The organism is Granulicella sp. S190, assembly GCF_009766095.1.
Lineage (GTDB): Bacteria > Acidobacteriota > Terriglobia > Terriglobales > Acidobacteriaceae > Edaphobacter.
Map to the genome: position 1 here is coordinate 50,104 of NZ_LMUD01000012.1, position 25,622 is coordinate 75,725.

The following is a 25,622-nucleotide window of genomic DNA, read 5'->3' on the forward strand; positions in this document are numbered from 1 at the left end:
TCAGGGTCAGGGTCAGGGTCAGGGGTGGGAGGCAGGAGGGAGGTTGAGTGGAAGTGCGTATAAGGAGGAGCTGCCCAGCTCCTGCCAGCCGGTTGCGATGGGATTGGTGGGATTCATTTGAGCCGGGGGAAAGTGTCCGACTAAGACCTTTGCTCCCTGGCGGCGGACGAGGTCGTAGGCTTCTTCGCGGTGAGGCATGGCGACGAATGATGGGTAGAGAACGTAGTCGGGCTCGTAGATCTCTGTGAGGATACGAACCCCTGCGATGCGAGCCCAGTAGTGATCGTTGAGGCAGGCTCTGGCACCGATGCAGGCGACGGTGTCGCCGGGGACGACGCCAAGGTCGTTGAGGGCATGGGCAGCGCCAAAGATCTCCGGGTCGTACCAGCCGGCGGGGAGTTGAGCAAAGATCTGGACGCGACGCAGTTCGCCAACGGTGCGAGCAGAGTCGCCAATTGCTATAAGGGCGAGGATCGCGACGGCAGCGGAGGCTGCAGTACGGGTTGCGGGCTGCACCGAGGAGGACAGACGCAAGGCAGCGAAGAGCGGGAGCAGGATGGCGAGAAAGCCGATGGTAATGTAGCGATCCTCGACGTTGACGATGCCGTAGATACCCAGGACGCCAAGTCCGAGCAGGAGAGGCGGGAGCCAGAAGGCGTTGGTGGAGGTTCCCCACTGCCGATGAAGACGGCCTCCCATGATGAGAAAAACAAAGAGGAGGAGCCATGCTTCGGGATGGTTGGCGACGTAGCGGCACATCCGCACGATGCACTGTCCTATGACGATGATCTCTGCGTGCGGGTTGATGTGTGCTTTGACCCGATCGTTCCAGAAGGAGTTGTCGAACCAGTCGGGATAGGTTCCGTAGGGGAGTTGGCTATAGCTGAAGACAGGCGGCGATTGAAGAAGCAGCTTCTCCGGGTGCTTGAGATGTACCTCCGAGGCTCCGAAGAGCGAGGTTTGATCTTGCTGGAGGTGCATCTTTTCTGTGCCGGCGACGAACCAGGCGTAGTTGAGAGTGCCGGAGTCGCCGAAGTCGAAGCGTCCTTTCTGCCTGGAGAGCGCGGCGATGTAAGGGCCCGCAACGATGGCGAAACAGAGGAGCGCCAAGAGTCCGGCTGCGGTGATGCTGGCGAAGGACTGTCGCTGCCAGAAGCGGCGGAAGAGTACCAGCGCGAGGATGCAGAGCAGGGTGAAGAGGAAGGCGAAGGACTTGGTGAGATAGGCGAGGCCGAGGGATATGCCCATCAGGGCGGTGTAGCGGAGGTGGCTGGTGGCGAGGTATCTCAACAATGCGGACAGGCCGAGGAGGAGAAAGGCCTGGAGAAGAGCATCGGGGCGCACCTTGCCCATGCTTAGCTCGCGCTGGGTGGAGAAGACCAAAAGGCCGAGGCCGAGGTAGCGGAGCGTGTAGCGATCGAGCAGGAAGGATGCAGGACCTATAGTTGCCGCTTCTAAGTGCTCGCGCAACCGAACGAGGGAGTCGGTGAAGGCGACGATGGCCAGCATCTCCATGAGGAAGATGACGAAGTTGACCATGTAGTAGGCGTGGAGCTCGGTGTAACGAGTGGAGTGGAAGAGAATGTGGCCGAGGGCGAGGGCAGCTGGATAGAGCGGATTCCAGTATCCGTTGATGATGCCGTGCCACTGGTGGGAGCGGATGAGATCGCCGATGTCCATGTAGGCCACCGCGTCGCCGTCAAGCTGATAGGGGTCGTAGTGGGCGTAGCCGAAGGTGACGAGAACAGCCAGAAAGCAGTAGACGGGCCACAGACGGCGCAGCCAGTAGGGGAGACGATTAGGCTCCGTTGCGGGGAGTGTCATGCGGGGGCGGTTTCCTCCGGAGTGATGCTTCCATCATCGCAGAAGCGGGGTGATGTCTGACTGGATATCTCGGCGCGTGCTGAAGGGAACAACAGAGGCAAAAAAATGGGCGGCAGCTTGCGCTGTCGCCCGTTTGTCTCACTAGTTTGGTAGGTACTACATGTCTTTTACGCCGTCGACGAAGGCCTTCAGCTTGCGGCTGCGGCTGGGGTGACGGAGCTTGCGGAGCGCCTTCGCCTCTATCTGGCGGATGCGCTCGCGAGTGACCTGGAACGATTGGCCCACCTCTTCGAGGGTGTGCTCAGAGCCGTCTTCGAGGCCGAAACGCATCTTGATCACACGCTCTTCGCGTGGGGTCAGGGTGCGGAGAACTTGCGAGGTGTACTCCTTCAGGTTGACGCTGATGACGGCGTCAGCCGGGGAGACGGCCATGCGGTCTTCGATGAAGTCTCCAAGGTGCGAGTCTTCCTCTTCTCCGATGGGGGTCTCGAGGGAGATGGGCTCCTGGGCGATCTTGAGGACCTTGCGGACCTTCGCGACCGGGATGTCCATGCGGCGGGCGATCTCTTCCGAGGAGGCTTCGCGGCCAAGCTCCTGCACTAGCTGACGGCTGGTGCGGATGAGCTTGTTGATGGTTTCGATCATGTGGACCGGGATGCGGATGGTGCGGGCCTGGTCCGCGATGGCGCGGGTGATGGCCTGACGGATCCACCAGGTGGCGTAGGTCGAGAATTTGTAACCGCGACGGTACTCGAACTTATCGACGGCCTTCATGAGGCCGATGTTGCCCTCCTGAATGAGGTCGAGGAACTGTAGGCCGCGGTTGGTGTACTTCTTCGCGATGGAGACGACGAGGCGAAGGTTGGCCTCGATGAGCTCGCGCTTCGCGCGCTCAGCGTCCATGTCGCCTTGGATCATCTCGCGCTGGGTGCGCTTGAGATCGACGAGGGAGATGCCGGCGTCGGCTTCGACGCGCTCGAGGTCGGTGCGACAGTTCTTCTGTTGACGGCGATACTCTTTGCGCAGCTCTTCGGACTTTGAGGCTTCGTGCTTGGTCTCGAGGGTCTTGATCTGGCGCTCGAGGGTGCGCATGGCATCGACGGTCTTGTTGACCTTGTCGAGGAGGCGCTTCTTCTCGCCGTTGGTGTACTTCAGCTCGCGGACGATGCGGTTGATGTAGACGTGCTCGCGGCCGATGAGCCAACGGGTTTTGCGGGTCTCCTTCGCCTTCGCCTTGGCATCTTTGCCGACGGGCGCTTCGAGCTTTTCTTCGAGGGCTGCGAGCTTCTTCTGGTGCTTGACGATGACATCGATGCGGCCTGCAGTGGCGCGAACGCGAGCCTGCAGGATCTCTTCGGTGAGCTCTTCTTCGTCGAAGGTGACGACTTCCTTGATGTTGCGGACGCCGCGGCGGAGGTCTTCGCCTAGGCCGACGATCTCGCGAATGACGATCGGCGAGCGGGAGATGGCCTTCATGACGCGGAGCTGACCGCGCTCGATACGCTTGGCGATCTCAACTTCGCCCTCACGAGTAAGCAGGGGAACGGTGCCCATCTCGCGGAGGTACATGCGGACGGGGTCGTTTGTCTTCTCAAGGGTTCCGGGAGAGAGGTCTAGTTCTACGTCGTCGGACTCTTCGCCTGCTTCGGGCTCGTACTTGTCGCGGCCATTCGCGCGATCGTCTCCAGCCAGGACGTCGATACCCTGGGTGTTGATGGTAGTGAGAAGATCATCGAGATCGTCGGGGGTGGTGATGTCACCAGGCAGGAGGTCGTTGACCTCGCCGTAGGTGAGATAACCCTTTTCTTTTCCTGTGTCGATGAGCTTATCTATATCGTCTTCGTACTTGTCAATTTCTTCAGCCACGGCTGTGCGCACTCCTGCGAAAGATTCTGAAAATTGGGATGCCGCTGATGGTGATTGTGATATTCAGGCGGACTGATCCCTTGGTGGTTGCGTAATGGGCAGGGAGCAGGTTGCGGTTTAGACCGCGATGGCAAGCCCGGTGACCCTTAAAGGGTCTGGGCATTCGAAGGCACACGTCCCCAGCGAATCACAGAATATCACATATGTTTAGACGCCAGGAGGGGAAAAAAGATTCGCTGGAGCAGCACGAAGCGGCTCCCCTTTTACGCCGTTCTGGTGGCTGGGACATCGTCGGAGATGGATATCTTTGCCAGCAGAACCGTAGTCATGATGGCAGTGGCTGCAGCGGAGGTGGTAGATGGTCTGGCCCGGGAAGGATTCTGAGGGGAATCCGGTTCGGGAGATGACGACCTGGCCGTGTTTGTTCTTGTATCCGGGGGTAGTGCTTTGAAAAGTGGTCATTTTTGCAAAGGCATAGCGTGCCTGGTGAACCAGGCGGTGAGTTCGTCCTCGCTGAGGGAGCCGTCAGCAAGGTGGAGGAAGGTGAAGTACTTTTCTTCTGGTGATGAGACGACTTTCAGGCCATTCAGGCGTAGAAAACCTTCGGAGACTACGAGTGCCGTTCGTTTGTTGCCATCAATGAATGCGTGATTTCGCGCAAGCCCAAACGCATAGGACGCGGCGAGCCTTGGAAGTGTGACGTCGTCACCGTATACAAAGACGTTACGGGGCTTTGCAAGGGCAGAGTCGAGTAGCGTTTCGTCACGCATGCCGTCAGAGCCACCATGCTCAGCCAACTGCATCGAGTGCGCGATGAGTACTTCTGGTTTGTCGATCCAGACCGGTTCATCCATCGTTACTCGGCAAGCTTTTTCAGGACATCACGGTTCTCGCGCATGACGTGTTCTAATGCGTCGAGTTTTTTGGCGAGCGTGGCGTCGTATGGAGAGAGCCGGATGCCGTCAGGAGACTCCGTGAGATAGAGAGTATCTCCTTTTTCAACATGGAGATGGCTCAGGACCTCTTTTGGCAGGACGATACCGACTGAGTTGCCGATTGTAGTGATTTTGACTGCAGTGGTCATGAGATTCCCCCCTTATCCATTATAACCCCTGTACTAACTACGAGGTTGTTTTCAGCTTTCGAAGCCGGGTTTGGAGCGTCGGATACGGGCCAGAAGGGAGACGGGGCGGAGCGACGGGGGGTAGTGGAGCATGCTGGCGAGGAAAGCAGGCAGGGTGTCGTGTGCGATGCGGAGGCATGCGGGGACGACGTAGAAGTTCATGACGATCTCTGAGATCAGGAGGGAAGCTGCGGCTCCGAATAGGCCATACGGGCGTGCCAAGACGTAGCAGAAGACACAGGCAGCCGCGGTGCCAAGGAGGTAGTAGGTCGCGAGGCGCTGGTGCTGGTTGGTGGAGGTCATCAGGGTGCCGCAGGTAGACCACAGCGAGTACAGGACGACAACGACCAGCAAGATGCTGAGGAGATCCCGGCTTGGAGGTACGTGACCGCCGGTCCAGTGGACGAGGAACCAGGGGCCAAAGGTGAGCATGACGATGACCAGGATGAGGGCAATAAGAAGGGCGAGCTGGCAGGCACGGCGGAGAAGGATGCGGGTGAGCTCGTAGTTTCCGGCTCCGTAGGCGATCGACATCTCCGGTTCGAAGGTGTTGTTGACCATCTGAACCATCTGGAGGGCGACCCGTGAGACGGTGCGTGCGGTGCTGAAGATGACGACCTGAGTAGGACCGAGAGCATATCCAACGGCGAGCAGGCTGCCCTGGAGGCTCAGGGCGTTGCCGAGGGGGAATCCCATGAAGGCGAAGGCGGGGCGGGCGAGCTTGCGAATCTCGGCGAAGCTGGCATGCTGCCAGCCATAGCGGATCCAGGGAATATCGCGACGCACAAGAATGCAGAAGATGAGGGTGATAGCGAGATTGGCGGATGCGAAGACCAGCGCCGTGATTCTTGCGCCTGCGCCGAGGATGACGGCGACGATCATGCAGCCAAAGGCGATCAGGGAGAACATGTTCTTGAGGAAGGTGCCATAGGGGTAGCGGCCGATGGCCCGGTAGGCGGACTGGAGAAGCTGCTCGAGCTGTCCGAGCAGGACGGAGACACCCAGATAGAAGATGATCCACTTGGTGTCGGACTCGCCAATTGTGGTGAGCTTGAGGAGATGAGCGGCGGGCAGGTAGTAGAGGGATCCGGAGAGCAGGACGATGGTTGCAGTGCAGATGATGGCGATGAGCCACCAGCAGCTTTGGAAGACGCGGAGGGCGGCGTCGCGTTCGTCGCGGGCGACCAGCATAGTCATCTCGTTGCCTGCGACCGAGCCGAAGCCGGCGTTGCTGAAGCTGAGGTAGGCGGGGATGGAGTTGACGATCATCCATTCGCCGTAGAGAGGGACGCTCCAATAGTGAAGGAAGACTGGGATCTGAACGAACTGGATGAGGGTCGAGGAGAGTTTCCCAATCCAGTTGATCAAGAAGCCGAGCATCAGCCTTCGCTTTGTGGAGGTGTCCATACTCATGAGTGAGCTTTGTTCTTGAGATACAGGGCAAGTCTACTGTCTAGAACCCGTTGGGTTGACGGATGTTCTGCATAAAAGGAGCGAAGCGTTAGTGCTCACGTAGTTTTCGATCGATTTGTAGTTTTTCTGCGGTGAGCTTAGTCAGCATCTCATGGTCGCCGCGGCGATCTGCTTCAGCGATGAGGGTACGAAGCTCGCGCTGACGGCGTTCGAACTGGCGATGTTCCAAGGTGTGAAGGGCATTTTCTACCTGTTCGACCATGGTTTGGGTACTGGGGGTGGCGGCGTCGGGATCTTCGGCGTCCTGGAGTGTGCGGGCAAGAAGGGCACGGCTTTGCTGGTCTGGCGCGGCGTCCAGAGGGTTGGGCGGGACGGGTGCGTTGACGAGGGCTTCGAGGAGAGCACCGGCTGGGAGGCTGTCGTACCACTCCGGATGCTGACTGAGCTGATCGACGGCGAGGATGCGGGCGGAGTCGCCCTCCGTAAGAACGAGGGCGCGGATGAGGACACGCTCGGTCTCGCTGGCGGGATCCTGATTGTGGGAGCGCACGCTTTCGACGCGCTGGGCTGCGGCCTGCTTGAGTTCCTGACGGAGGATGGCGGAGTCGATACCGAGTTTTTGTGCGGCGTCGGCGGCGAACTCGTCGCGCTGAATGCGGTTGGGCATGCGGCGGATGTGAGGGAGGAGAAAGTTGAGGGCTTTGACCTTCGCGTCGGAGGTGCGGCCGGGGAACTGCTCGCGGGCGCGGTCGATGAGGTAGTCGGAGTGACGCTTGGCGTTGCGAAGAGCGGCCATGTACTGTTGGACGCCTTGCTCGCGGATATAGCGGTCTGGGTCGAGTCCGCCTTCGAGGGTGACGATCTTTACTTCGAAGTCCTCTTCGGTGAGCAGGGCGATGGATTTTTCGGTGGCAGTGGTGCCGGCGGTGTCGGGATCGAAGTTGACGATGACGCGCTTGGTGAATCGGCTGAGGAGGCGGATCTGCATCTCGGTGAAGGCAGTGCCGGAGGTCGCGAGGACGCCTTTGATTCCGGCCATGTAGACGGAGATGCAGTCCATCTGGCCTTCGACGAGGAGGGCGAAGCCGAGGGTGCGGATCTCGGCTTTGGCTTTGTCGAGGTTGAAGAGTACCTGGCCTTTGCTGTAGAGGGCGGTCTCGGGGGAGTTGAGATACTTCGCGATGGGGCGGCCTTTTTCGTCTTCAGCGTCGAGGGCGCGCGCGGTGAACGCGATGGTCTTGCCTTGCTCGTTGGCGATGGGGAAGGTGATGCGCTTGCGGAAGCGGGCGTAGAGCTGGCCCTGGCCGCCGTCGGCTTGCTCTTTGGCGCTGAAGAGGCCGCTGGTGCGGAGGACTTCGTCGGAGAAGTGTTTTCCGAGTTGCTCGCGCATGTGGTTGAAGTCGTCGGGGGCGTAGCCGATGCGGAACTTTGCGATGGTGTCTGCGGTGACGCCGCGGCCAGTGAGATATTCGCGTGCGCGTGCGGCTTCGGGTGCTTTGAGTGCGGCTTCGAAGTACTGGGTGGCGGCCTCGTGAATGTCGATGAGCTGGCGGCGAATGCCGGCTTCGCGGGCCTCTTCGGGTGAGCTGAATTCGCGCTTGGGGAGCGGGATTCCGCACTTGGTGGCTACGACGCGGACGGCCTCTGGGAAGCTGATGTTTTCAAGCTTCATGACGAAGGTGAAGACGTCGCCTTTTTCGTGGCAGCCGAAGCAGTAGAAGTAGCTGTGGGTGGCGTTGACGGAGAAGGAGCCGGTCTTTTCTTTGTGAAAGGGGCAGAGGCCGGTGTAGTTCTGCGCGCCGGATTTGCGGAGCTTAAGGTAGTCGCCGATGATGCGGACGATGTCGGCCTGCTGCTTGACGAGTTGTGCGAAGTTGTCGGACATGGTGGCGAGGCGGGAAGGTTTTGGACGGACTTATACGAGTTTAGACGCAGAAAAAAAACGGAGCGGTGCGGGAGCTGAGGTTTGATGGTTTTGCTGTGTTTTTGAGGGGTGTTTTTCAAAAAGTGGTGTTCTGGAGGTGGTTTTTCGCTGGTGACAACGTGGTGGCTTGCGTGGCTGCGCGTGGTGTTTCGCTGCGTACTTTGAGGGCGTAAAAATGCGCCAACTTTTTGAGATTTATTTTTTTTGCCTTGTTAAGGGCTAAGGGTGAGGCCTGATCTGAATTTTCTCGGATGCTTCGAGTGATGGCGACGCGATGACAACAGTAGCTGCAAATACAACTGCAACTGCAAATACGGGGATCCTTCGACTGCGTGACTCACAAAGTGCCGTGAGTCACTTCGCTCAGGATGACGGCTCAATGGGTGGAACGCAGGATGACGGCGCAATGGGTAGCGCAGGATGACGGCGCAATGAGGAGAACGCAGGATGACGACGCAATGGGTAGCGCAGGATGACGGCGCGCGGCCATTTGTGTTTGTACAACCATTGAGGGATATCTGGGGTTATTTGCGGGGGCCTACGTTACATCGTGCGGAACTTCCTTCGGCAGAGCGTGTTTGCACGGAGGGTATGGAAGGAATGGCCGCTGAGAGGTTTGGCTATTCAACAACTTGAGTGCAGCGGGCTGGTGTCATAAAGGCAAGACCGGCGCCGTGGGCCAATAAAGGATGGATGTATGAAACTGACAAATTTAGTCCGCAAGTTTGTAGTGGGTGCGGCTCTCGCCCTTTTGCCGGCGGCGTCGTTTGCCGGAGTGTTTATCTCGGTCGGCTTTGCGCCTCCGGTGCTGCCGGTTTATACGCAGCCGCTCTGCCCGGGTGATGGCTATCTTTGGAACCCCGGCTATTGGGCGTATGGCGATGAGGGCTACTACTGGGTTCCTGGTGTGTGGGTTCGTCCGCCGCAGGTCGGATTGTTGTGGACGCCGGGATACTGGGGCTGGGGTGGTGGGGCGTATCTGTTCCACGCTGGGTATTGGGGGCCGCACGTTGGCTTCTACGGCGGCGTGAACTATGGCTTCGGCTACGGCGGCGTTGGTTTTGGCGGCGGACGCTGGGAGGGTGGCCACTTCGCGTACAACACCGCGGTGGTGAATGTGAACCGGACGGTGATTCGCAATACCTATGTGGATAACACGGTGATCAACCGTACGACGATCAACAACCGTACGAGCTTCAACGGCGGTACGGGCGGGATCCAGGCTCGTCCTTCGGCGCAGGAGAATGCGTTCGCGAGAGAGAACCATGTGGCTCCGACGGCAGAGCAGCAGAGCCATGTGCAGATGGCACATGCCGACCGCAGCAACTTTGCTTCGGTCAACGGCGGACGTCCGCAGAATGCAGCTTTCTCAAGGCCTGGTGTACGGGCGGCGAATCAGCAGCAGCGGATTGGCCAGGGAGTGCAGTCGGGCCAGCTGACGGCGCATGAGACGGGCAACCTGGAGAACCGTGAGGCGAGTATTCACAACCAGGCGGCGACCGATCGTGCGGCCAATGGAGGACGCCTGACTGGACAGGAGCATCAGCAGATCAACCAGCGGCAGAATAATGTCAGCCGGTCGATTAACCAGGATAAGCATAATGCGAATACACAGGCTCATCCTCATGCTGAGGCTCACGAACATAAGTAAGTTGTAAGAACTGATGCGAGCGGCCGGCGTAGATTTCGCCGGCCGTTTTTTTTGCCTGGAATGCTTGCGCCTAGAATTCATAGTATGGGTAGTGAAGTTCTGGATCGAGTGGTGGTGGTGCTGGTGCGTGCGCGCAATCCGAATAATATCGGCGCGGTGGCGCGGGCGATGCATGACTTCGGGTTTCGACATCTTCGGATTGTGAACGAGTATGCGGTGCCGTTTGAGACGGCGCGGTCGGCGGTGGATGCTTCGGAGGTAGTGGCTGGGGCGAAGGTGTGCGCGAGTGTCGCGGAGGCGGTGGCGGATTGCACGTTGGTGGTGGGGACGACGGCGGTGGGTGAGCGGGCGTTGCAGCATCCGCTGTATGTGCTGGCGGATGGGGCGGAGAGGATTGGCGCGGAGCTGGCCGGGGAGGGACGGGTTGCGTTGCTATTTGGTTCGGAGAAGACGGGGCTGAGCAATGAGGAGTTGAGCCACTGCAAGTGGCTGCTGACTATTCCGATGCGGGTGCAGGAGGAGATTCGGCATCCTTCGATGAATCTTGGGCAGGCGGTGGCGGTTTGTTTGTATGAGTTGGTGCGGGGGGCGGGTTCGGTTGCTGCGGGTGCTTCGAGTGTTGCGGCGGGTGCGGGAGAGGTGGAGCGGCTGACGGGTTTGTTGACGGAGGTGCTGGAGGCGACCGGCTATACGAAGCGGCATCCTGCGAACTGCGAGGAGGGGCAGATTCGGCGGCTGGTGGTGAGGATGGGGGTGTCGGTGGCGGATGCGCCGGTTTGGATGGGGGTTTTGCGGCAGGTGTTGTGGAAGGTGCGTGGGTGACAGAGATGTTCTAAACGAGTGACTGATACTTCAATGGCTAGCAGGTTGAAAGACTGCGAAGGTGTGCCGAAGGTGGCATACTGGTTGGCACTATGGGGAGGCGTCTGGTACCTTCGCAGAGCTTTGGGTCTGGCTGGCTATGGCTAGGTTTACTGGGTATGGGCTGCGGGTGGGCGCAGCAGACTTCACCCGCGAACGACACATCGATAACGACGCTGCATGTGTATACGAACCTGGCGCAGGTTCCAACGCTGGTGTTGACGAAGAGGCACGAGGAGATGACGCCAGTGCCGCCTGCACAATTTCGGCTGAGCATCGACTCGGGACCGGCAGTTCCACCGACGCATGTGCGGGTAGAGGGTGACGACCCGATCTCGATGGCGATCCTGATCGACACGATGGTTCCGAAGAGCGAGTTGCTGCCTCAAGTGCAAGAAGCGGTGAGGGGATTGGCGCGTGGGTCCCTGGGCCCGCAAGACCGGGTATCGATCTATGCGATGGGCTGCGATCTGACCCTTGCAGCCGACCAGATTACGCCAGATGCGAAGTCTCTGGAGAATGCGATGAACACTGCGATGGCGACGTGGGCGATCCGACAGAGGAAGGCTTCACGCATTACGGTTTCAAATGCACATACCAGGGCTTGCAAGCCCCTTTGGGATGCGCTGTCGTATGTGACCGAGAAACTCCATCAACAGCCGGGGCGGAGAGTGCTCGTCACAATCTCTGATGGGGCAGACTCGGGAAGCAACAAGGCAACGTGGTGGACGGTGCAGGAGCGTGCGCAGATAGAGTCGGTGGCCATCTTCGGGGTGCTGACGACCGGGAACGCGGACCCAGAGGATCCGTTTGACTCTATTTGTGAACTTACGGGCGGCGTGGAATTGTTTGCGGCCAGACTGACACTGGACCAGACTCTCCAAGAGCTGGTAACCATGGTGCGCCACCGATACATCCTGGAGTTTCCGCGAAGCGACGATTTCAAGCCGGGACATCACAGTATCGGCGTGTCCATTTTGAAGAGTAATGCGTACATCCGAACGACGGGAGTGACCTTTCCGGTTGCGAACCCGAAGGTGCTTGCCGACCCGACCACACTGCACCCGGAGGTAGTGGCTCCAGAGCCGGGCTCGCGGAGGGTATTGTCGCCACCTCCGAACTAAGTGGCAGGCATGGAACAACCGGGCACCGTTGTCAGCATCGGCTTGTCGGAAGATCCCTGCGGGATGACAACAAAAGACAGACAACAGCAAGCGGCTGACGGAAAGTTGGGATTTCATATATCACCCTAGCGCGTTGGAACTGTAGACTAAGCGTCATTCGTACACTTTAGCGGTGGATGGTTCGGAGGGTTTGAGCATGTTGAAGAGGTATTTGTCGGTTGTGGCTGCCGGGGTGGTTGCGGGTTGTTTTGCTGTTAGCGGAGTGGCGCAGGGGCGGCAGCTTACGAACGAGGACTATGCGCGGGCGGAGAAGTTTATGGGGTACAACGTCAACTCGCTGGTGTATCACGGCGTGGCGCGGGTGACGTGGATGGCTGATGGACGGTTCTGGTATCGAGACTTTGGGCCCGACGGGTTGACGCTGATGGTGGTCGATCCTGCGAAGGGGACGAAGGCACCGGCGTTCGATCATGTGAAGCTGGCCAATGCGTTGACGGCGGCGGTGAAGGGGGCGGTGAAGGTCTCGCCGCAACATATGACGACGTTGACGGAGATGACGTTCTCTGACGGGGACAAGACCGTGGTGGTGGGGAATGGGTCACGGAAGTTTCGTTGTGATTTGAGCGGGGCCGGGGTTTGCACGGAGCTGGTTGCGGCGGGTGCGAAGGCGACGAGTGGGGAGGCCGCGAGCGCTGCTGCGCATGGAGATCTGTCGCCGGATAAGACGAAGGCTGCTTTTATTCGCGACTGGAATCTTTGGGTGCGTGATGTGGCGACGGGTAAAGAGACGCAGCTGACGACGGATGGCGTGAAGGACTTTGGGTACGCGACCGATAATGCCGGGTGGCAGACGAGCGATAACGCGATTCTGGTGTGGTCGCCGGATGGAAAGAAGATTGCGACGTTTCAGCAAGACCAGCGGAAGACGGGCGAGATGTACATGGTTCCGGTTACGAACGGGCATCCGGAGCTGAAGGCGTGGAAGTATCCGCTGGTGGGGGATAAGGATGTGACGATGATCGAGCGGGTGATCATCGATGTAGAGAAGGCAAAGGTGGTGCGGCTGAAGATGGCGCCGGATCAGCACCGGTCGACGCTGTGCGATGACGTGAGCTGCCGCGGCGGCAGCGGGTGGGACGATGTGCAGTGGAGCGCGGATGGGAAGACGCTGGCGTTTGTTTCGACGTCGCGGGATCACAAGCAGGAGTGGATGCGGATTGCCGATGCTTCGTCGGGCGATGTGCTGGATGTGATGGGCGAGAAGGCGGCAAAGTTTTTTGAGAGCGGCAACGGCAAGGTGAACTGGAAGTATCTTTCGAAGACGAACGAGTTGTTGTGGTTCAGCGAGCGGGACGGCTGGGGACAGATGTATCTGTACGACGCTGAGAACGGAAATCTGAAGCAGAAGATTACGCATGGCGAGGGAAATGTAACGCAGGTGCTGCATGTAGATGAGGCGGCGCGGAAGATTTACTTTTTGGGCGTGGGGAAGGAGGCGGGGCGCGATCCTTATTTTTCGCACTTCTACAGCATTGGGTTTAACGGGAAGGATATGAAGTTATTGACGCCGGAGAATGCGGATCATGCGGTGACGGTGTCGCAGGATGGGAGGTACTTTGTCGATGTGTATTCGACTGCGACAGAGCCGCAGACGACGGTGGTGAGGGATGACAGCGGCAGGGTGGTGGTGGAGGTGGCGAAGCAGGATATTACGAAGCTGGTTGCCTCCGGGTGGGTGCCTCCGGTGCCGATTACGGTGAAGGCGCGGGATGGGAAGACGGACTTGTACGGTTACATGTTCAAGCCGACGAACTTCGATGCGTCGAAGAAGTATCCGATTGTGAATAGTGTTTATCCGGGGCCGCAGACGGGGTCATGCGGCGGGCGCGGGTTCGCGGCGGCGCATCGGGATTGGCAGTCGCTGGCGGAGCTGGGATTTGTGGTGGTGTGTATTGACGGGATGGGGACGCCGTGGAGGTCGAAGGCGTTTCACGAGTTTTATTTCGGCAATCTTGGCGACAATACGATTCCGGACCAGGTGGCGGGGATGAAGGAGCTGGCGGCGATGTATCCGTGGATCGATATTGACAGGGTGGGGATGTATGGCCACTCGGGTGGCGGAAATGCCACGGCCGCGGCGATGTTTCATTTTCCGGATTTCTTCAAGGTGGGGATTGCGGAGAGTGGGAATCACGACCAGAGGGACTATGAGGATGATTGGGCGGAGAAGTGGAACGGACTGCTGACGACGAATGCGGATGGGACGACGAACTATGACAGCCAGGCGAACCAGTATGTGGCGAAGAATCTGAAGGGCAAGCTGCTGCTGGCACATGGGTCGATGGATAACAATGTGCCGATGAATAACACACTGCTGGTGGTGGATGCGCTGATCAAGGCGAATAAGGATTTCGATCTGTTGATTGTTCCGAACGTGGCTCATGGGTATGCGGAGGCTTCGCAGTACATGACGCGGCGGCGGTGGGATTATTTTGTGAAGAACCTGGCGGGAGATGTGCCGCCGCATGAGTATGAGATGAAGTCTTATACGGCGGTGACTGCGGCGATGCGGTCGGGGCCTGGGGATTTTGATCAGCAGCGATAAAGACTAAAAGTGCCCGCTGCGCACGGGGCGGTCACTTCGTGACTTGTATACTGGCTTCGCTTTGGGCCTCCCGTTGGTCGGCGGAAGATTCTTTGCGACCAACGGGATCGCCAACTGCGCATGGCGGCTTTAGATTTGCTTATTCGACGATCTTGCCGTCGTTGCTGGAGGTGCTGGTGGATTTGGCCGAGGTGACCTGCCAGCCGTTGCTGGTGTTGGTGAGGGTGGCCTGCGCGTTTTGCGGGGCAGCCAGATCTGTCTGGAGTTGCGGGTAAGCTGTCTGGGTTTCGGCTGCGGTGGCCCATGCGGCTGCGTCGGAGATGATGTAGTGGTAGTTGATCTGGGTGGTGGCGCCCACGGCGTCTGTGGTGGGGGTAGAGCTGTCGATGCTGGAGACCTTGCGATGGCCGTAGCAGAAGTTGCCGTAGCCCGGCTGTGTGGTGTCGGCGGTCCAGGCGGTGCGGCCCTTGTCGGAGAGGTCGTAGTTGTTGACCTGCTTGCTGGCGATGATGAGGACCTTCTTTTCGCCGGTGGTGCGGACGAGGAGACCCTGGTCGACGAGGGCGTCGTAGTTGGAGGTCTTGCTGTTGTCGGAGGTGTTGGCCTGGACGGGGAATTTGACGGGGTCGGACCAGAGGCAGGCGGGATGAGCGCTGTAGTAGGTGTTGATGGCGCTGGTGAAGTTGAGGGTGTTGTCGGCTTTTTTGTTGCAGCCGGTCGCGAGTGCGATGGCGGCGCTGCAGAGGGCGGCTGTGCGGAGGGTGGTGCGGATGGAAGGCTTCATTTAGATCTCCTGTTCAGTTGGTGGGATGCAGGACAGGGGTTTGGTGTCTCATGGGGGAAAGGTTGCCTGGAGGGTGGGATTTTGGGGTGGAAAGTGTAGAAGAAGCAGATGCCGTTTGGGGATGACAACAAGAACGGCAAGTGCAAGTACAACAGCAGATCCCTACGGGATGACAACCAAAAAGACAGACAACGGCAACGGCAAATGCAATGCAACGGCAAATGCAGATCCCCTTCGGGGATGACAACAAGAACGGTAAGTACAAGGACAACCGCAGATCCCTACGGGATGACAACCAAAAGGACAGACAAGGGCAACGGCAACCGCAAATGCAACGGCAACGGCAAAGACTTCGGTACGGCTAAAGGGGTTGCAACGGCTAAGGCATGGCCACGAGTCAGGGAGCTGTTAGAGCCAGCCCTTGGTGCGGGCTATGCGGGCGGCGTCGGTGCGGTTGGAGGCGCCAAGCTTGGCGATGGCCTCGGAGAGGTAGTTGCGGACGGTGCCCTCGGAGAGGTGGAGCTCGGTGGCGATCTCGGTGCTGCTGCGGCCGTCGCCAGCGCGTTGAAGGATCTGGCGCTCGCGGTCGGTGAGGGGGTCGAGCTCTGCGTTCCAGGCTTCGGCGGCGAGGGCGGGGTCTACGACGCGCATGCCGCGATGCACGCGGCGGACGGCGTCGGCAAGCTCTTTGGCGGGGCGGTCTTTGAGGAGATAGCCGCGGGCTCCGGCGTCGAGCGCGCGGCGGAGGTAGCCCGGGCGGGCGAAGGTGGTGAGGATGATGGTGCGGACGTTAGGGTGGCTGGTGCGGAGGTTGGCCGCGAGTTCGAGGCCTGTCATGTAAGGCATCTCGATGTCGGTGACGAGGACATCGGGCTTGAGGCGGCCTACCGCGTCGACTGCGTCGCGACCGTTGGCGGTGGTGGCGACGACGGCGATGTCGGACTCGAGCTCGAGGAGGGCTGAGAGCGCGCCGAGGACCATGGCCTGATCTTCGGCGAGGATGACTTTGATCGGTGTGGTCATAGAGTGGCGCTTTGAAGGCCGATGAGTCGACCGCGGATATTCGCGGAGGTACGCGGATAAAAGCTGAAAGGCAATTTAAGGACAGACAATTGCTTTAAGGCAGGCAGCTGCGCTTTGACGTGCGGGGTGGTGCGGGTCGTCTTCATAGGGCTGCTAGCGGTGCTTTGTCGAGTTGCGGCGTGGGCTGCGACGGCGTGTGGGGGAGTTCGATGAGGATGGTGACTCCTGGGCTGGTGGTGATGGAGAGTCGTCCCCCGAGGGATTGGACGCGCTCGCGCATGCCGCGGAGGCCGTTGCCTTCTCTGACTTTGGGCTGGGCCCCGTCGTCGGTGATGAGGAGAGAGTGATAGCCGTCTTCGGAGCGTGAGAAGCGGATGCGGCATTGCGTGGCCATGGCGTGGCGAACGATGTTGGTGACGGCTTCGCGGAGGGTGAGGCAGAGCACGGTCTCCTCGGATGCGCTGAGTTGAGGGACGGGAGATTCGCAGGAGAGGGCGACACCTGCGGATTGCAGGGTTTTTTGTGCCTTCTCCAACTCTAAGCTGAGGCCCTGGGAGCGATAGCCGCCGATGGCCTCACGAACTTCGCTGAGTGCGGTGCGGGCGGTTCTTTCTACGTCGGCCATCTCGTGAGCTGCGCGGTGCGGGTCGGTTTCGATGAGGCGGCCTGCGAGTTCTGCTTTGAGGACGATGACGGAGAGGGTGTGGCCGAGAACGTCGTGGAGGTCTCGGGCGATGCGTTCGCGTTCGGCGACGGCGGCGAGAGCGACGTTCTCTTCCTGGGCGAGGCGTAGTTTGCAGTCGGCGCGTTTCTGCTCGGCGAAGAAGATGTTGCCGCCACCGATGATGAGGAGGAGGAAGATGCCGATGATGGCGTTCGGCCAGCCGATTTGAAAGTGGCCGGGTGCGCGGAAGATATAGGCTTCGCCGAGAATGGCGAGGGCCTCAACGAAGAAGAGAGCGAGAACGCGGCGCTTCGATTCAATGCTGAAGGGAAGAAAACCGGCGACGTAGATGAAGAAGGTTATGCCACCGGAGTTCCATGGGAAGGTCGCAAGGCCGAGGAGGAAAGTTGCGCCGATCATCCAGAAGCGCAGGGGGCGTCCTTCGTCGGTGGCTCGGACATAGCCGAAGAAGAGAGCGAGGAAGGTGATGAAGACTGTGATGGTGGCGAGCCAGATGTGCCGGTTCGGCTCCAGGACGGGGTCGATGAAGAGGAAGCCGGTGTAGGCGAGCCAGATCCAGGGCCACTTGTTTTGGCGTGCGCTCGAGATGTTGTCGTTGCCGGTCATAGGTCGGGTCCCGGATTACTCCAGAGCAGTTTACGCCGTGAGGTTTGGACTGCTCGACTTCGATTATGCATTTTGCTCTTTGCGATGGAAGATGAGGCTGCTGATTCCGAGCATCAGGAGGGTGAAGCCGATGAGGGCGTTCCAGTGGGTGATGAGGGACATGGAGTCGCCGTAGTGGAAGATGCTGAGCATGAGCTGGGAGAGATGATAGGTGGGCAGAACGGGCGCGAAGTGCTGCAGCCAGCGTGGCATGAACTGGATGGGCACCCAGAGGCCGCTGAGGTAGGACATGGGGAGATAGATGAGGTTGATGATGCCGGGCGCGGCGTTGGCGGGGACGAGAAGCGCGATGAGGAGTCCCATGCTGGCGAAGCAGATGGAACCTACTATCGTGAGGCCGAGCATCTTGAACAACTCTGAAGGCGAGAGGTGTACGTCGCCGAAGCTGATGCCGATGAGGGTGAGGATGCTGACGATGATGAGGCCGAAGGCGACGGCGGCGGCGCACTTGGCGAAGAGGTAGGCAGCGACGGGCATGGGGCTTGAGCGTTTGAGTTCGAGCCATCCGGCGGCGAGGTCGGAGGAGAGGCCTACGCCGATGCCGAACAGAGCTGAGCCGATGAGACCGAAGCAGGCGTATCCGGCAAGCATGTACTTGGCGATGTGGACGCCGCCCTCGTAGGAGTGTTTATTGACGATGCCGAAGAGGACGTAGAACATGACAGGGAAGCCAATGGTGGCGAGAGAGAAGGATCGGGTGCGGAGGAGTTTGACGAACTCGTATCTGGCTTCTTTGCGATAGATGCGGACGGAGTTTGTGGTGGTCGGATGGAGGATGGCGGCAGTGGACATTAGCTTTCTCCTTGGGTCTGGATGTGTGCGAGTGAAACTGCAAATGCGGATGACGACCTTGCGGGGCACGTTAGGTTTTGGTGAGGGCGAGAAAGGCGTCTTCGAGGGCGGGGCTGGCGATCTCGAGGCCGCTGAGGGTTTCGTCGCGCAATAGCATCTCGCGAACGACCTTCTCTGCGTGGATGGCTGTGACGATGGTGGCTTCGCCGCTGCTTTCGACGCTAGTGACGGTGGGCAGGCTTTGCAGAAGTTCGTGCGAGAGCGCGGTGTGGCAGCGGATGCGGCGTCCTCCGCTGCTGCGCTTGATCTCGGCGGGCGTGCCTTCGCTGATGACGCGGCCTTTATTGATGACGATGATGCGGTCGGCGAGGGCGTCGGCCTCTTCGAGGTAGTGCGTGGTGAGGAGGACGGTTTTGCCGAGGGCGGAGAGGACGCGGATCTCTGCCCAGAGGCCGCGGCGGGCTTCGATGTCCATGCCGACGGTGGGCTCGTCGAGAAAGATGAGGTCGGGGTTGCCGCAGAGGGCGAGGGCGAAGAGGACGCGCTGCTTCTGGCCGCCGCTGAGCTGGCCGAAGAGGCGGTCTTCGATGCCCTGAAGCTGGGCGATGCGGACGATGTCGGAGACGGGCAGAGGTCGCGGATAGTAGCTGCGGAAGAGGTCGAGGTGCTCGCGGACTTTGATCATCTCGGTGATGCGGGAGACCTGAAGCATGGCCCCGACACGGGTGCGGGTGGCAGCGTTGCGCGGGTCGCTGCCGAAGACGCGGACGGATCCGGAGGTGGGGGAGCTGAGGCCGAGGAGGAGCTTGATGGCGGTGGATTTTCCTGCGCCGTTGGGGCCGAGGAGAGCGACGATCTCGCCGGGGCGGAGGGAGAGGTTGAGGCGGTCGAGAGCGAGGGCGCTGCCGTAGCGCTTGGTGACGCCGGTGAGGGTGGCGACAGGCTGGCGATGCTCGATCCGGGGGCCAGCGGTGGGTTGGATCTCGGTTTCGTAGGCTGTGGCGGTCAGGGGCATGATCGGTCTCCTGTGTGGATTACAGGACGATGATGCGATGGTTTGTCCGGGAGCAGTAGTGTTGGACGTAAGGATTGTGAGGTGACAGATGTCATGCGCCTTGGAAGACTGCTGACAGCTTTGGGTGGGACAGCGTGATAGAAATTGGCAATGGAAGCCGTGATCGATCGCCCGAAGTGGAAGACTCTGTTGGCGTTCGCGATTATTTACTTCGTGTGGGGATCGACTTTTCTCGCGATTCGGGTGGGTGTGCATGAGGTGCCGCCGTTTTTGTTTGCAGCGATGCGGTTTACGGTTGCGGGGCTGGTGCTGTTTGGATGGATGATTGCGAAGGGCGAACGGCTGCCGAACGGGAGGCAGTGGGGATCGGTGGTGCTGATCGCTTCGGTGATCTTCGTCTGCGACTACGGGCTGCTGTTCTGGGCCGAGCAGACGGTGCCCTCAGGGATTGCGGCGGTGATGCTGGCTACGATTCCAGCGTTTATGGCGCTGGCGGAGATTATTTTTCTGCGGACGCAGAAGCTTACGGTTCGGCTGGCGTTGGCGCTGCTGATTGGGATTGGCGGGGTGGGTGTGCTGATGAGTCACTCGCTGGATCTTGGCGGGGCAGCGATTGAGACGAAGGGCGCGGTGGCGTTGATCATAGGCTCGCTGAGCTGGGCGGTGGCTTCGGTGCTGTCGCGCGTGCTGCCGTTGCCTGAATCGAAGGTGATGAGCTCAGGGGCGCAGATGCTAACGGGAGGTTTGCTACTGGCTGTGGTTGCGGCTGTCGCTGGGGAGTTTCGTAACTTTCATCCCGTAGCGGTTTCGCGTGGGGCTTGGTTTGCTTTGGCGTACCTGATTGTTGCGGGTTCGATTATTGGATATACGGCTTACGTTTGGCTGATCCATCATGAATCGCCTACGAAGGTGGGGACCTATGCTTATGTGAATCCGGTGGTGGCGGTGGTGCTGGGGTATTTCCTGGGCGGTGAGACGCTGGGACTGCGGACTGTTGTGGGGACGGTGTGTGTGCTGGTGAGCGTGGTGGTGATTACTACTGCTAAGAAGGCGGTTGTTGTTCGTTGAGTTGCAAAAGACTAAAGGCGTGCTGCGCGCACGGCGCGATCTGCCATCGAGGCTGACGCGCCTTCGGCGCCATTTTTGTGACTAATTTGGTTACATGTAGTCGACGCCGTACTGGACGGGGATCTGCGTGAAGGCGATGCGGGTTGGCGCGGACTCGCGGGCGGGGAGCATGCCGCCGAAGTGCAGCGTGGTGTGGCCGTACTTCAGGTTGAGCTTGTCCATGGTGGCGGAGAGCTCGTTGCGGTTACCGGGTTCGGCGAAGAGGGTTTGCTGGAGCTCGTCGTCGGGGATGAGATTGTGGAGGGTGATGGCGAGAAAGAAGGGCTTCTGCTGGTCGGGGCCCTTGGGGCACTGCTTCCAGATGCCTTGCAGGGCTTCGAGCAGGGTAAGGGTGTCGTTGCAGGCGGCGAAGCGAGCTTCCATGCCCCAGGAGGCGTGTTCGATGCCGCTGTTGTGACGGCGCGATTTGGTTGCGCGGGCGACCTGCTCGCGGGTGAGGGCGAAGCGAATGTTGAAGGAGAGGGTGGTGGTGTGGAACTTCTCCATGCGAAGGCGCATGGCGGCCTTGTGGAGGAGCTTGTGGGCGACGGACCATGCCCCGGTGGTGGAACGAAATTCGGGTGCGAGGACGTGGGAGTGCCCGAGGGTCTTCTGGATGTCGGAGGTGGGAGGAGCGCCGTTGTCGCCGACATCGATACCGCGAAGCCAGTGGTAGAGGCGGTCGCCCCAGACGGAGTCCCAGAGCTGGTGCATGCCGTTGCGGTCGAGCGCGAGGAGCTGCTCCATGGTGGTGATGCCTTTTTTGTTGAGGCGGATCTCGGTGCGGGCGCCTACGCCGGGGAGGTCGCGGAGTTCTAGATGGGCGATGGCGCGGGGGAGCTGCGAGGGCAGGAGACCGATGAGGCCGTCGGGCTTCTGCATGTCGCTGGCGACCTTGGCGAGGTAGCGGTTGGGCGCCATACCGATGGAGCAGCGGATGGCTTCGCCGACGTTCTTGTAGATGGACTGCTTGATCTCGAGGGCGATCTTGCGTGCGTTGGGCGGCTCCTGTTCGCGGCCTATGAGCTCGCAGACGGTCTCGTCGATGGAGGGTATGGAGGTGACGTGGCAGGCTTGTTCGACCGCTTCTTTTACGGCGTGGGAGTACTTGGCGTACTCGGTGTGGCTGCCTTCGATGAGGATGATTCCCGGGCAAAGTTTTTTTGCGTCGCTGACGCGGGTTCCGGTTTTGACGCCGAAGTGTTTGGCTTCGTAGCTGGCGGCGATGCAACAGGTGGTGTCGGCCATGGTGGGGACGACGCCAAGAGGGCGGCCGCGATATTCGGGGTGGATTTGTTGTTCTACGGACGCGAAGAAGCTGTTGAGGTCGATGTGGAGGAAGCGGAAGCGGTCGGGTTGTAGCGCGGCGGCCACGGTGTCTCTCAGATTATATATTCGCTTTTTGTTCGTCTAGCTGTGGATCTCTGCTATTTTTGGATTATGTCGTAGGTGATGCCGAAGGGGTCGCGGAAGTAGAGGGAGTTCTGGTCCTCGCGGAGGATGGTGCAGCCGTTTTCCATGAGGGACTGCTTAGCGGCGCCGATGTCTTCCACAGTGAAGCTGGGAATGGGTGGAGCGGTGTTGAGGTCGCGGTTGACGTAGAGGCGGAAGTGCCCGGTGTCGTACTCGAGGTAGGCTTCGGAGCGGCTGAGGAGCTCGAACTTCATCACGTTGGTGTAGAAGTTTTCGGCGGCGGTGATGTCTTCGAGATGGATGGCGACGCAGTTGTTGGATTTGAACATTTCGGGTTGCTCCTACTTTGTTTGATGTTGATTGTAGGCGCGTACGCCGGACGAACAGCTGGAATGCTATGAAAGTGGCAGGACTGGTACGAGGATGCGCTGCTAGAATTCCGTTCTATGGCCGCAGCAGAACATCCTGTTCAACCCGAAGTCGCAGTCGCGAAGTCTTTGAATCATCAGCGCAAACTCGCCGAGCTTGCCGCACGCCACGCTATCGCCGAAGAGGGCGGGGGCGAAGAGCGGCGGGAGCGGGAGCGAAAGTCGGGCAAGCTGTCGGCGCGGGAGCGGATCGATTTTCTGCTGGATGAGGGAACGTTCGAGGAGACGGACAAGTTTGTCACGCATCGGGCGACTGACTTTGGCATGGCCGAGATGCGGGTACCTGGGGATGGATTTATTACCGGCTATGGGCGGGTGCATGGGCGGGTGGTGTTTGTTTTCGCGCAGGACTTTACCGTGTTTGGCGGGTCGCTGTCGGAGGCGAATGCGGCGAAGATCGTGAAGATTATGGACATGGCGATGCGGGTGGGCGCGCCGGTGATTGGGCTGAACGATTCGGGTGGGGCGCGGATCCAGGAGGGCGTGGTCTCGCTGGCCGGGTATACGGATATTTTTTTGCGGAACACGCTGGCGAGCGGGGTGGTGCCGCAGATCTCGGCGATCCTGGGGCCTTGCGCGGGTGGTGCGGTGTACTCGCCTGCGATTACGGACTTTACCGTGATGACGGAGGGGACGAGTTACATGTTTGTGACCGGGCCGGACGTGATCAAGACGGTGACGCATGAAGACGTGACGAAGGAGGCGCTGGGTGGTGCGGTGACGCACAACGAGATCTCCGGCGTGGCGCACTTTATGGCGCATGACGACCAGGAGTGCCTGGCGACGGTGCGGGAGCTGCTGAGTTTTCTGCCGTCGAACAATCTCGACGATGCACCGCGAAGAGAGATACAGGACGATCCGGCACGTGCGGATGCTGCGCTCGACACGATTATTCCTGAGGAGAGCAATCAGCCGTACGACATGGTGGATGTGATCTCGCGGGTGGTGGATGACGGATATTTCTTCCAGGTGCAGGAGCACTTTGCGCGAAATATTGTGGTTGGGTTTGCGCGGATGGCGGGGCGGCCGGTGGGGATCGTGGCGAATCAGCCGGCGTTTCTTGCGGGGGTGCTGGACATCAACGCGAGCGTGAAGGGGGCGCGGTTTGTGCGGTTCTGCGATGCGTTCAATATTCCGCTGATCACGTTTGAAGATGTGCCGGGATTTATGCCGGGGATTCAGCAGGAGCATGGCGGGATCATTCGTCATGGAGCGAAGCTGCTGTATGCGTTTGCGGAGGCTACAGTGCCGAAGCTGACGGTGATTACGCGCAAGGCGTATGGCGGCGCTTACTGCGTGATGAGCTCGAAGCATCTGCGGACGGATTTGAACCTTGCGTGGCCGACTGCGGAGATTGCGGTGATGGGGCCGGAGGGCGCGGTAAATATCGTGTACAAGCGCGAGCTGGAGACGACGGTCAAGCGCGCCGAGGCGATGTGGCCACAGGGGAAGGCGTTCACGGAAGAGGAGAAGCTGGCGGTTCTGGCCGAGGCGCGGAAGGATAAGGTGGAGGAGTTCCGCGAGCGGTTTGCGAATCCTTATGTTGCTGCGGAGCGGGGTTATATCGATGCGGTGGTGAGGCCGAGTGAGACGCGCAGACGATTGAACTCTGCGCTGGATATGCTGGCGACGAAGCGGGATAAAAATCCTGCCAAGAAGCATGGCAATATTCCGTTGTAAGGTTGAACTTCGCGGGGGCTAACTTTTTATCTTTGACCGACAAGGACGAGATCGGTGGGGAAGACGCGGCATTCGGCAGGTTCTGATGAGGTCCATTCTGCGCCGTCGGTGTAATGGACCGCGTTCAGGTCGACCCAGCGGAGGGCTCCTACCTGATGCATCCACACCTCTGCGTCAGTGAGAGTGTCGCTGCCGATGTTTCGTCTCAGGCTGAAGGATTTTGAGACTGTATCGGCCTTGTTCGTATCGGCGGTAAGAGCTGCGGCCGGAACGGCGCGTACGTTTGGAGTGACCCCATAAACAGTGATTTCAATGCTATCGATAGCCGGAGAGTTCTTATGGTCGAAGGTAAGATGCAGGCCGAGGGTTGGACTCATCTTTCCGCCATTGCTGGCGCTAAACATCTGGACGGGACCCTTACGGTTGGCGTGGAAGCCAACGGGACAGTTGACGCTTCCGGCGAGTTCTCTTAGTACAACGGCAGAGGGAGTCGGTCCCCTGTGAAAGGCGGAAGGAGAGTCTGGCTGAGACTGGGCGGTTGCAGGTGCCTGCGCGAGCGATGCGGTGCCGGCGAGAAGAGCAAGTGCGATGGAGAGACGGACCATGGGGATCTCCTGAGTTTCAAGAGCGCTGCTAAAAAGACTACTCCGCGTGGATAGCCTACTCAGACGTTAGACGGACAGAAAAAGGAAAACGCTACTGGGTGGTCCCGGTGAGGAAGATCTGCTCGGAGTGTGAGGCGATGACGCGATAGAGTCCGAACTGGCGGGCGTTCTGGCCGCGCAGCTCGAAGAGCAGGCTGGCGCGATTGCTGGCTTCCGCGTCGACGACATCGACAAAGCGCATGAGCGGAGTGCGGTCGAGGTGGGCTGCATCCGTGACGCTCTGGATGGCTGGTTTGAGCTCGCCGAGGCCGTTGTCCTGCGCGACGATGGTGACGTAGCGAAGGGCTGCTCCGGTGCCTGCGGTGTGGGCCGAGTAGACGTAAGTGGCGGCACCGCCGTAGCTGAGGGTGTAGGCCTTCAGCTCTTCGTCTGACAGAAGCATTGGCGGTGTTGTGGGCGTGGTGGTGCGGTGGGGGTGGGTGGCTGTCGTCGGTGTCTTCTTTATTGCTGGGGTGGCGGGCTTGGCGGCGGGTGTTGCGGAGTAGGCGGCGAGCTGGGCGCGGGCCATGGTCTGCATCTTTTCGAGGATGGCTGCGTGCTGGGCTGCGTCCTCCCAGTCGAGGATGAAGGCGTGGGGGTCGCGGTTGGCGGCGTCGGAGACCGCTACCATCTGGTGGAGGTTCTGGGGGATGCCGGTGAGCTTGGGCAGATCCTCCTCGGTCATGGCGCTGGTGGGTTTGCCGTGATGGAGGTTGGGGCGGTTGGGATCGTCGTTGAGGTTGCCGGTCCCCGCAACGGAGTTGGTGTCGTGTGCGCGCTTGGCGTCTTCGGCGGAGTGACGCTTCAGGGTGGGGCGGTCGGGATCGCTGGAGGGAGTAGAGGCGCTGGAGGCGGTGTCGGTGGTGGTGTTCTGCGTGTCGGTGGTGGAGGTTCGGCGCGTCATGGTGGGACGGTCGGGGTCGTCGGCGGGTGGGTTGGAGGCTGTGGTGTCGGCGCTGTCGGATTTGCGCTTCATGGTGGGACGATCGGGGTC

Annotated in this window: 21 protein-coding genes; 6 read left to right on the forward strand and 15 right to left on the reverse strand. The window is 60.0% G+C overall.

Annotation, left to right across the window (positions count from 1 at the left end; genetic code table 11):
• Positions 1 to 18 precede the first annotated feature (18 nt).
• The 6 genes from GSQ94_RS06340 to dnaG form a co-directional block, all read right to left on the reverse strand.
• Entirely contained in the window at positions 19 to 1,824 is a 1,806-nt protein-coding gene (locus tag GSQ94_RS06340) for a hypothetical protein (RefSeq protein ID WP_158942632.1), read from the reverse strand.
• Between the two features lie 156 nt (positions 1,825 to 1,980).
• Complete coding sequence (gene rpoD, locus GSQ94_RS06345; protein ID WP_158942633.1) at positions 1,981 to 3,690, reverse strand: RNA polymerase sigma factor RpoD; 1,710 nt, start codon at positions 3,688 to 3,690, stop codon at positions 1,981 to 1,983.
• A gap of 458 nt (positions 3,691 to 4,148) precedes the next feature.
• Positions 4,149 to 4,544 carry a type II toxin-antitoxin system death-on-curing family toxin gene (locus GSQ94_RS06350; protein WP_158942635.1) on the reverse strand — a complete coding sequence of 132 codons (396 nt, stop codon included), beginning with the start codon at positions 4,542 to 4,544 and terminating at the stop codon, positions 4,149 to 4,151.
• Between the two features lie 2 nt (positions 4,545 to 4,546).
• Positions 4,547 to 4,774 (reverse strand): AbrB/MazE/SpoVT family DNA-binding domain-containing protein, encoded by a 228-nt coding sequence (locus GSQ94_RS06355; protein ID WP_158942637.1) that lies wholly within the window; start codon positions 4,772 to 4,774, stop codon positions 4,547 to 4,549.
• Between the two features lie 51 nt (positions 4,775 to 4,825).
• Positions 4,826 to 6,226 carry a lipopolysaccharide biosynthesis protein gene (locus tag GSQ94_RS06360; protein WP_158942639.1) on the reverse strand — a complete coding sequence of 467 codons (1,401 nt, stop codon included), beginning with the start codon at positions 6,224 to 6,226 and terminating at the stop codon, positions 4,826 to 4,828.
• A gap of 88 nt (positions 6,227 to 6,314) precedes the next feature.
• The gene (gene dnaG / locus GSQ94_RS06365) at positions 6,315 to 8,111 is read right to left on the reverse strand and encodes a DNA primase (RefSeq protein WP_158942641.1); all 1,797 of its coding nucleotides are present in this window, start codon (positions 8,109 to 8,111) and stop codon (positions 6,315 to 6,317) included.
• Between the two features lie 736 nt (positions 8,112 to 8,847).
• On the opposite strand from dnaG, the gene GSQ94_RS06370 reads away from it, so the two are divergent.
• From GSQ94_RS06370 to GSQ94_RS06385, 4 genes are all read left to right on the forward strand, one after another.
• A complete protein-coding gene (locus GSQ94_RS06370) occupies positions 8,848 to 9,801 on the forward strand; it encodes a YXWGXW repeat-containing protein (RefSeq protein WP_158942643.1) in 954 nt (317 codons plus the stop codon).
• Positions 9,802 to 9,885: 84 nt separating this feature from the next.
• Positions 9,886 to 10,623, forward strand: coding sequence for an RNA methyltransferase (locus tag GSQ94_RS06375; protein ID WP_158942645.1), 738 nt, complete (start codon positions 9,886 to 9,888; stop codon positions 10,621 to 10,623).
• Positions 10,624 to 10,715: 92 nt separating this feature from the next.
• Entirely contained in the window at positions 10,716 to 11,786 is a 1,071-nt protein-coding gene (locus GSQ94_RS06380) for a hypothetical protein (RefSeq protein WP_158942647.1), read from the forward strand.
• A gap of 196 nt (positions 11,787 to 11,982) precedes the next feature.
• The gene (locus GSQ94_RS06385) at positions 11,983 to 14,391 is read left to right on the forward strand and encodes a DPP IV N-terminal domain-containing protein (protein ID WP_158942649.1); all 2,409 of its coding nucleotides are present in this window, start codon (positions 11,983 to 11,985) and stop codon (positions 14,389 to 14,391) included.
• Between the two features lie 139 nt (positions 14,392 to 14,530).
• On the opposite strand, the gene GSQ94_RS06390 is transcribed toward GSQ94_RS06385, so the two are convergent.
• The 5 genes from GSQ94_RS06390 to GSQ94_RS06410 form a co-directional block, all read right to left on the reverse strand.
• Positions 14,531 to 15,175 (reverse strand): hypothetical protein, encoded by a 645-nt coding sequence (locus tag GSQ94_RS06390; protein WP_158942650.1) that lies wholly within the window; start codon positions 15,173 to 15,175, stop codon positions 14,531 to 14,533.
• Positions 15,176 to 15,583: 408 nt separating this feature from the next.
• Positions 15,584 to 16,198, reverse strand: coding sequence for a response regulator transcription factor (locus GSQ94_RS06395; RefSeq protein ID WP_158942651.1), 615 nt, complete (start codon positions 16,196 to 16,198; stop codon positions 15,584 to 15,586).
• Between the two features lie 142 nt (positions 16,199 to 16,340).
• Positions 16,341 to 17,489 carry a sensor histidine kinase gene (locus tag GSQ94_RS06400; RefSeq protein WP_158942652.1) on the reverse strand — a complete coding sequence of 383 codons (1,149 nt, stop codon included), beginning with the start codon at positions 17,487 to 17,489 and terminating at the stop codon, positions 16,341 to 16,343.
• A 63-nt stretch (positions 17,490 to 17,552) separates the two neighbouring features.
• A complete protein-coding gene (locus GSQ94_RS06405) occupies positions 17,553 to 18,341 on the reverse strand; it encodes an ABC transporter permease (protein WP_158942653.1) in 789 nt (262 codons plus the stop codon).
• A gap of 70 nt (positions 18,342 to 18,411) precedes the next feature.
• Positions 18,412 to 19,356 (reverse strand): ABC transporter ATP-binding protein, encoded by a 945-nt coding sequence (locus GSQ94_RS06410; RefSeq protein ID WP_158942655.1) that lies wholly within the window; start codon positions 19,354 to 19,356, stop codon positions 18,412 to 18,414.
• A gap of 150 nt (positions 19,357 to 19,506) precedes the next feature.
• Between GSQ94_RS06410 and GSQ94_RS06415 the strand changes: the two genes are divergently transcribed.
• Positions 19,507 to 20,424 carry an EamA family transporter gene (locus GSQ94_RS06415; protein WP_158942657.1) on the forward strand — a complete coding sequence of 306 codons (918 nt, stop codon included), beginning with the start codon at positions 19,507 to 19,509 and terminating at the stop codon, positions 20,422 to 20,424.
• 90 nt (positions 20,425 to 20,514) lie between these two features.
• Here GSQ94_RS06415 and GSQ94_RS06420 read toward each other — a convergent pair whose 3' ends face one another.
• Entirely contained in the window at positions 20,515 to 21,837 is a 1,323-nt protein-coding gene (locus GSQ94_RS06420; protein WP_158942659.1) for a DNA polymerase, read from the reverse strand.
• A 53-nt stretch (positions 21,838 to 21,890) separates the two neighbouring features.
• Positions 21,891 to 22,205, reverse strand: coding sequence for a VOC family protein (locus tag GSQ94_RS06425; RefSeq protein WP_158942661.1), 315 nt, complete (start codon positions 22,203 to 22,205; stop codon positions 21,891 to 21,893).
• A 117-nt stretch (positions 22,206 to 22,322) separates the two neighbouring features.
• On the opposite strand from GSQ94_RS06425, the gene GSQ94_RS06430 reads away from it, so the two are divergent.
• On the forward strand, positions 22,323 to 23,984 hold the full coding sequence (locus GSQ94_RS06430) for an acyl-CoA carboxylase subunit beta (RefSeq protein ID WP_158942663.1): 1,662 nt from the start codon (positions 22,323 to 22,325) through the stop codon (positions 23,982 to 23,984).
• A gap of 26 nt (positions 23,985 to 24,010) precedes the next feature.
• On the opposite strand, the gene GSQ94_RS06435 is transcribed toward GSQ94_RS06430, so the two are convergent.
• Positions 24,011 to 24,589, reverse strand: a complete 579-nt coding sequence (locus tag GSQ94_RS06435) for a hypothetical protein (RefSeq protein WP_158942665.1) — start codon at positions 24,587 to 24,589, stop codon at positions 24,011 to 24,013.
• A 91-nt stretch (positions 24,590 to 24,680) separates the two neighbouring features.
• Positions 24,681 to 25,622 (reverse strand): hypothetical protein (locus tag GSQ94_RS21630; protein WP_216843022.1); only part of this gene is annotated, 942 nt, incomplete at its 5' end.

Excerpts from the sequence above, each read along its gene's own strand:
- GSQ94_RS06390 (WP_158942650.1), bottom strand. The coding sequence starts at position 15,175 with ATGAAGCCTTCCATCCGCACCACCCTCCGCACAGCCGCCCTCTGCAGC.
- GSQ94_RS06425 (WP_158942661.1), bottom strand. The coding sequence starts at position 22,205 with ATGTTCAAATCCAACAACTGCGTCGCCATCCATCTCGAAGACATCACC.
- GSQ94_RS06415 (WP_158942657.1), top strand. The coding sequence starts at position 19,507 with ATGGAAGCCGTGATCGATCGCCCGAAGTGGAAGACTCTGTTGGCGTTC.
- GSQ94_RS06395 (WP_158942651.1), bottom strand. The coding sequence starts at position 16,198 with ATGACCACACCGATCAAAGTCATCCTCGCCGAAGATCAGGCCATGGTC.
- GSQ94_RS06435 (WP_158942665.1), bottom strand. The coding sequence starts at position 24,589 with ATGGTCCGTCTCTCCATCGCACTTGCTCTTCTCGCCGGCACCGCATCG.
- GSQ94_RS06355 (WP_158942637.1), bottom strand. The coding sequence starts at position 4,774 with ATGACCACTGCAGTCAAAATCACTACAATCGGCAACTCAGTCGGTATC.
- GSQ94_RS06400 (WP_158942652.1), bottom strand. The coding sequence starts at position 17,489 with ATGACCGGCAACGACAACATCTCGAGCGCACGCCAAAACAAGTGGCCC.
- GSQ94_RS06410 (WP_158942655.1), bottom strand. The coding sequence starts at position 19,356 with ATGCCCCTGACCGCCACAGCCTACGAAACCGAGATCCAACCCACCGCT.
- GSQ94_RS06405 (WP_158942653.1), bottom strand. The coding sequence starts at position 18,341 with ATGTCCACTGCCGCCATCCTCCATCCGACCACCACAAACTCCGTCCGC.
- GSQ94_RS06430 (WP_158942663.1), top strand. The coding sequence starts at position 22,323 with ATGGCCGCAGCAGAACATCCTGTTCAACCCGAAGTCGCAGTCGCGAAG.
- dnaG (WP_158942641.1), bottom strand. The coding sequence starts at position 8,111 with ATGTCCGACAACTTCGCACAACTCGTCAAGCAGCAGGCCGACATCGTC.
- GSQ94_RS06350 (WP_158942635.1), bottom strand. The coding sequence starts at position 4,544 with ATGGATGAACCGGTCTGGATCGACAAACCAGAAGTACTCATCGCGCAC.
- GSQ94_RS06340 (WP_158942632.1), bottom strand. The coding sequence starts at position 1,824 with ATGACACTCCCCGCAACGGAGCCTAATCGTCTCCCCTACTGGCTGCGC.
- GSQ94_RS06380 (WP_158942647.1), top strand. The coding sequence starts at position 10,716 with ATGGGGAGGCGTCTGGTACCTTCGCAGAGCTTTGGGTCTGGCTGGCTA.
- GSQ94_RS06385 (WP_158942649.1), top strand. The coding sequence starts at position 11,983 with ATGTTGAAGAGGTATTTGTCGGTTGTGGCTGCCGGGGTGGTTGCGGGT.
- GSQ94_RS06370 (WP_158942643.1), top strand. The coding sequence starts at position 8,848 with ATGAAACTGACAAATTTAGTCCGCAAGTTTGTAGTGGGTGCGGCTCTC.
- GSQ94_RS06375 (WP_158942645.1), top strand. The coding sequence starts at position 9,886 with ATGGGTAGTGAAGTTCTGGATCGAGTGGTGGTGGTGCTGGTGCGTGCG.
- GSQ94_RS06360 (WP_158942639.1), bottom strand. The coding sequence starts at position 6,226 with ATGAGTATGGACACCTCCACAAAGCGAAGGCTGATGCTCGGCTTCTTG.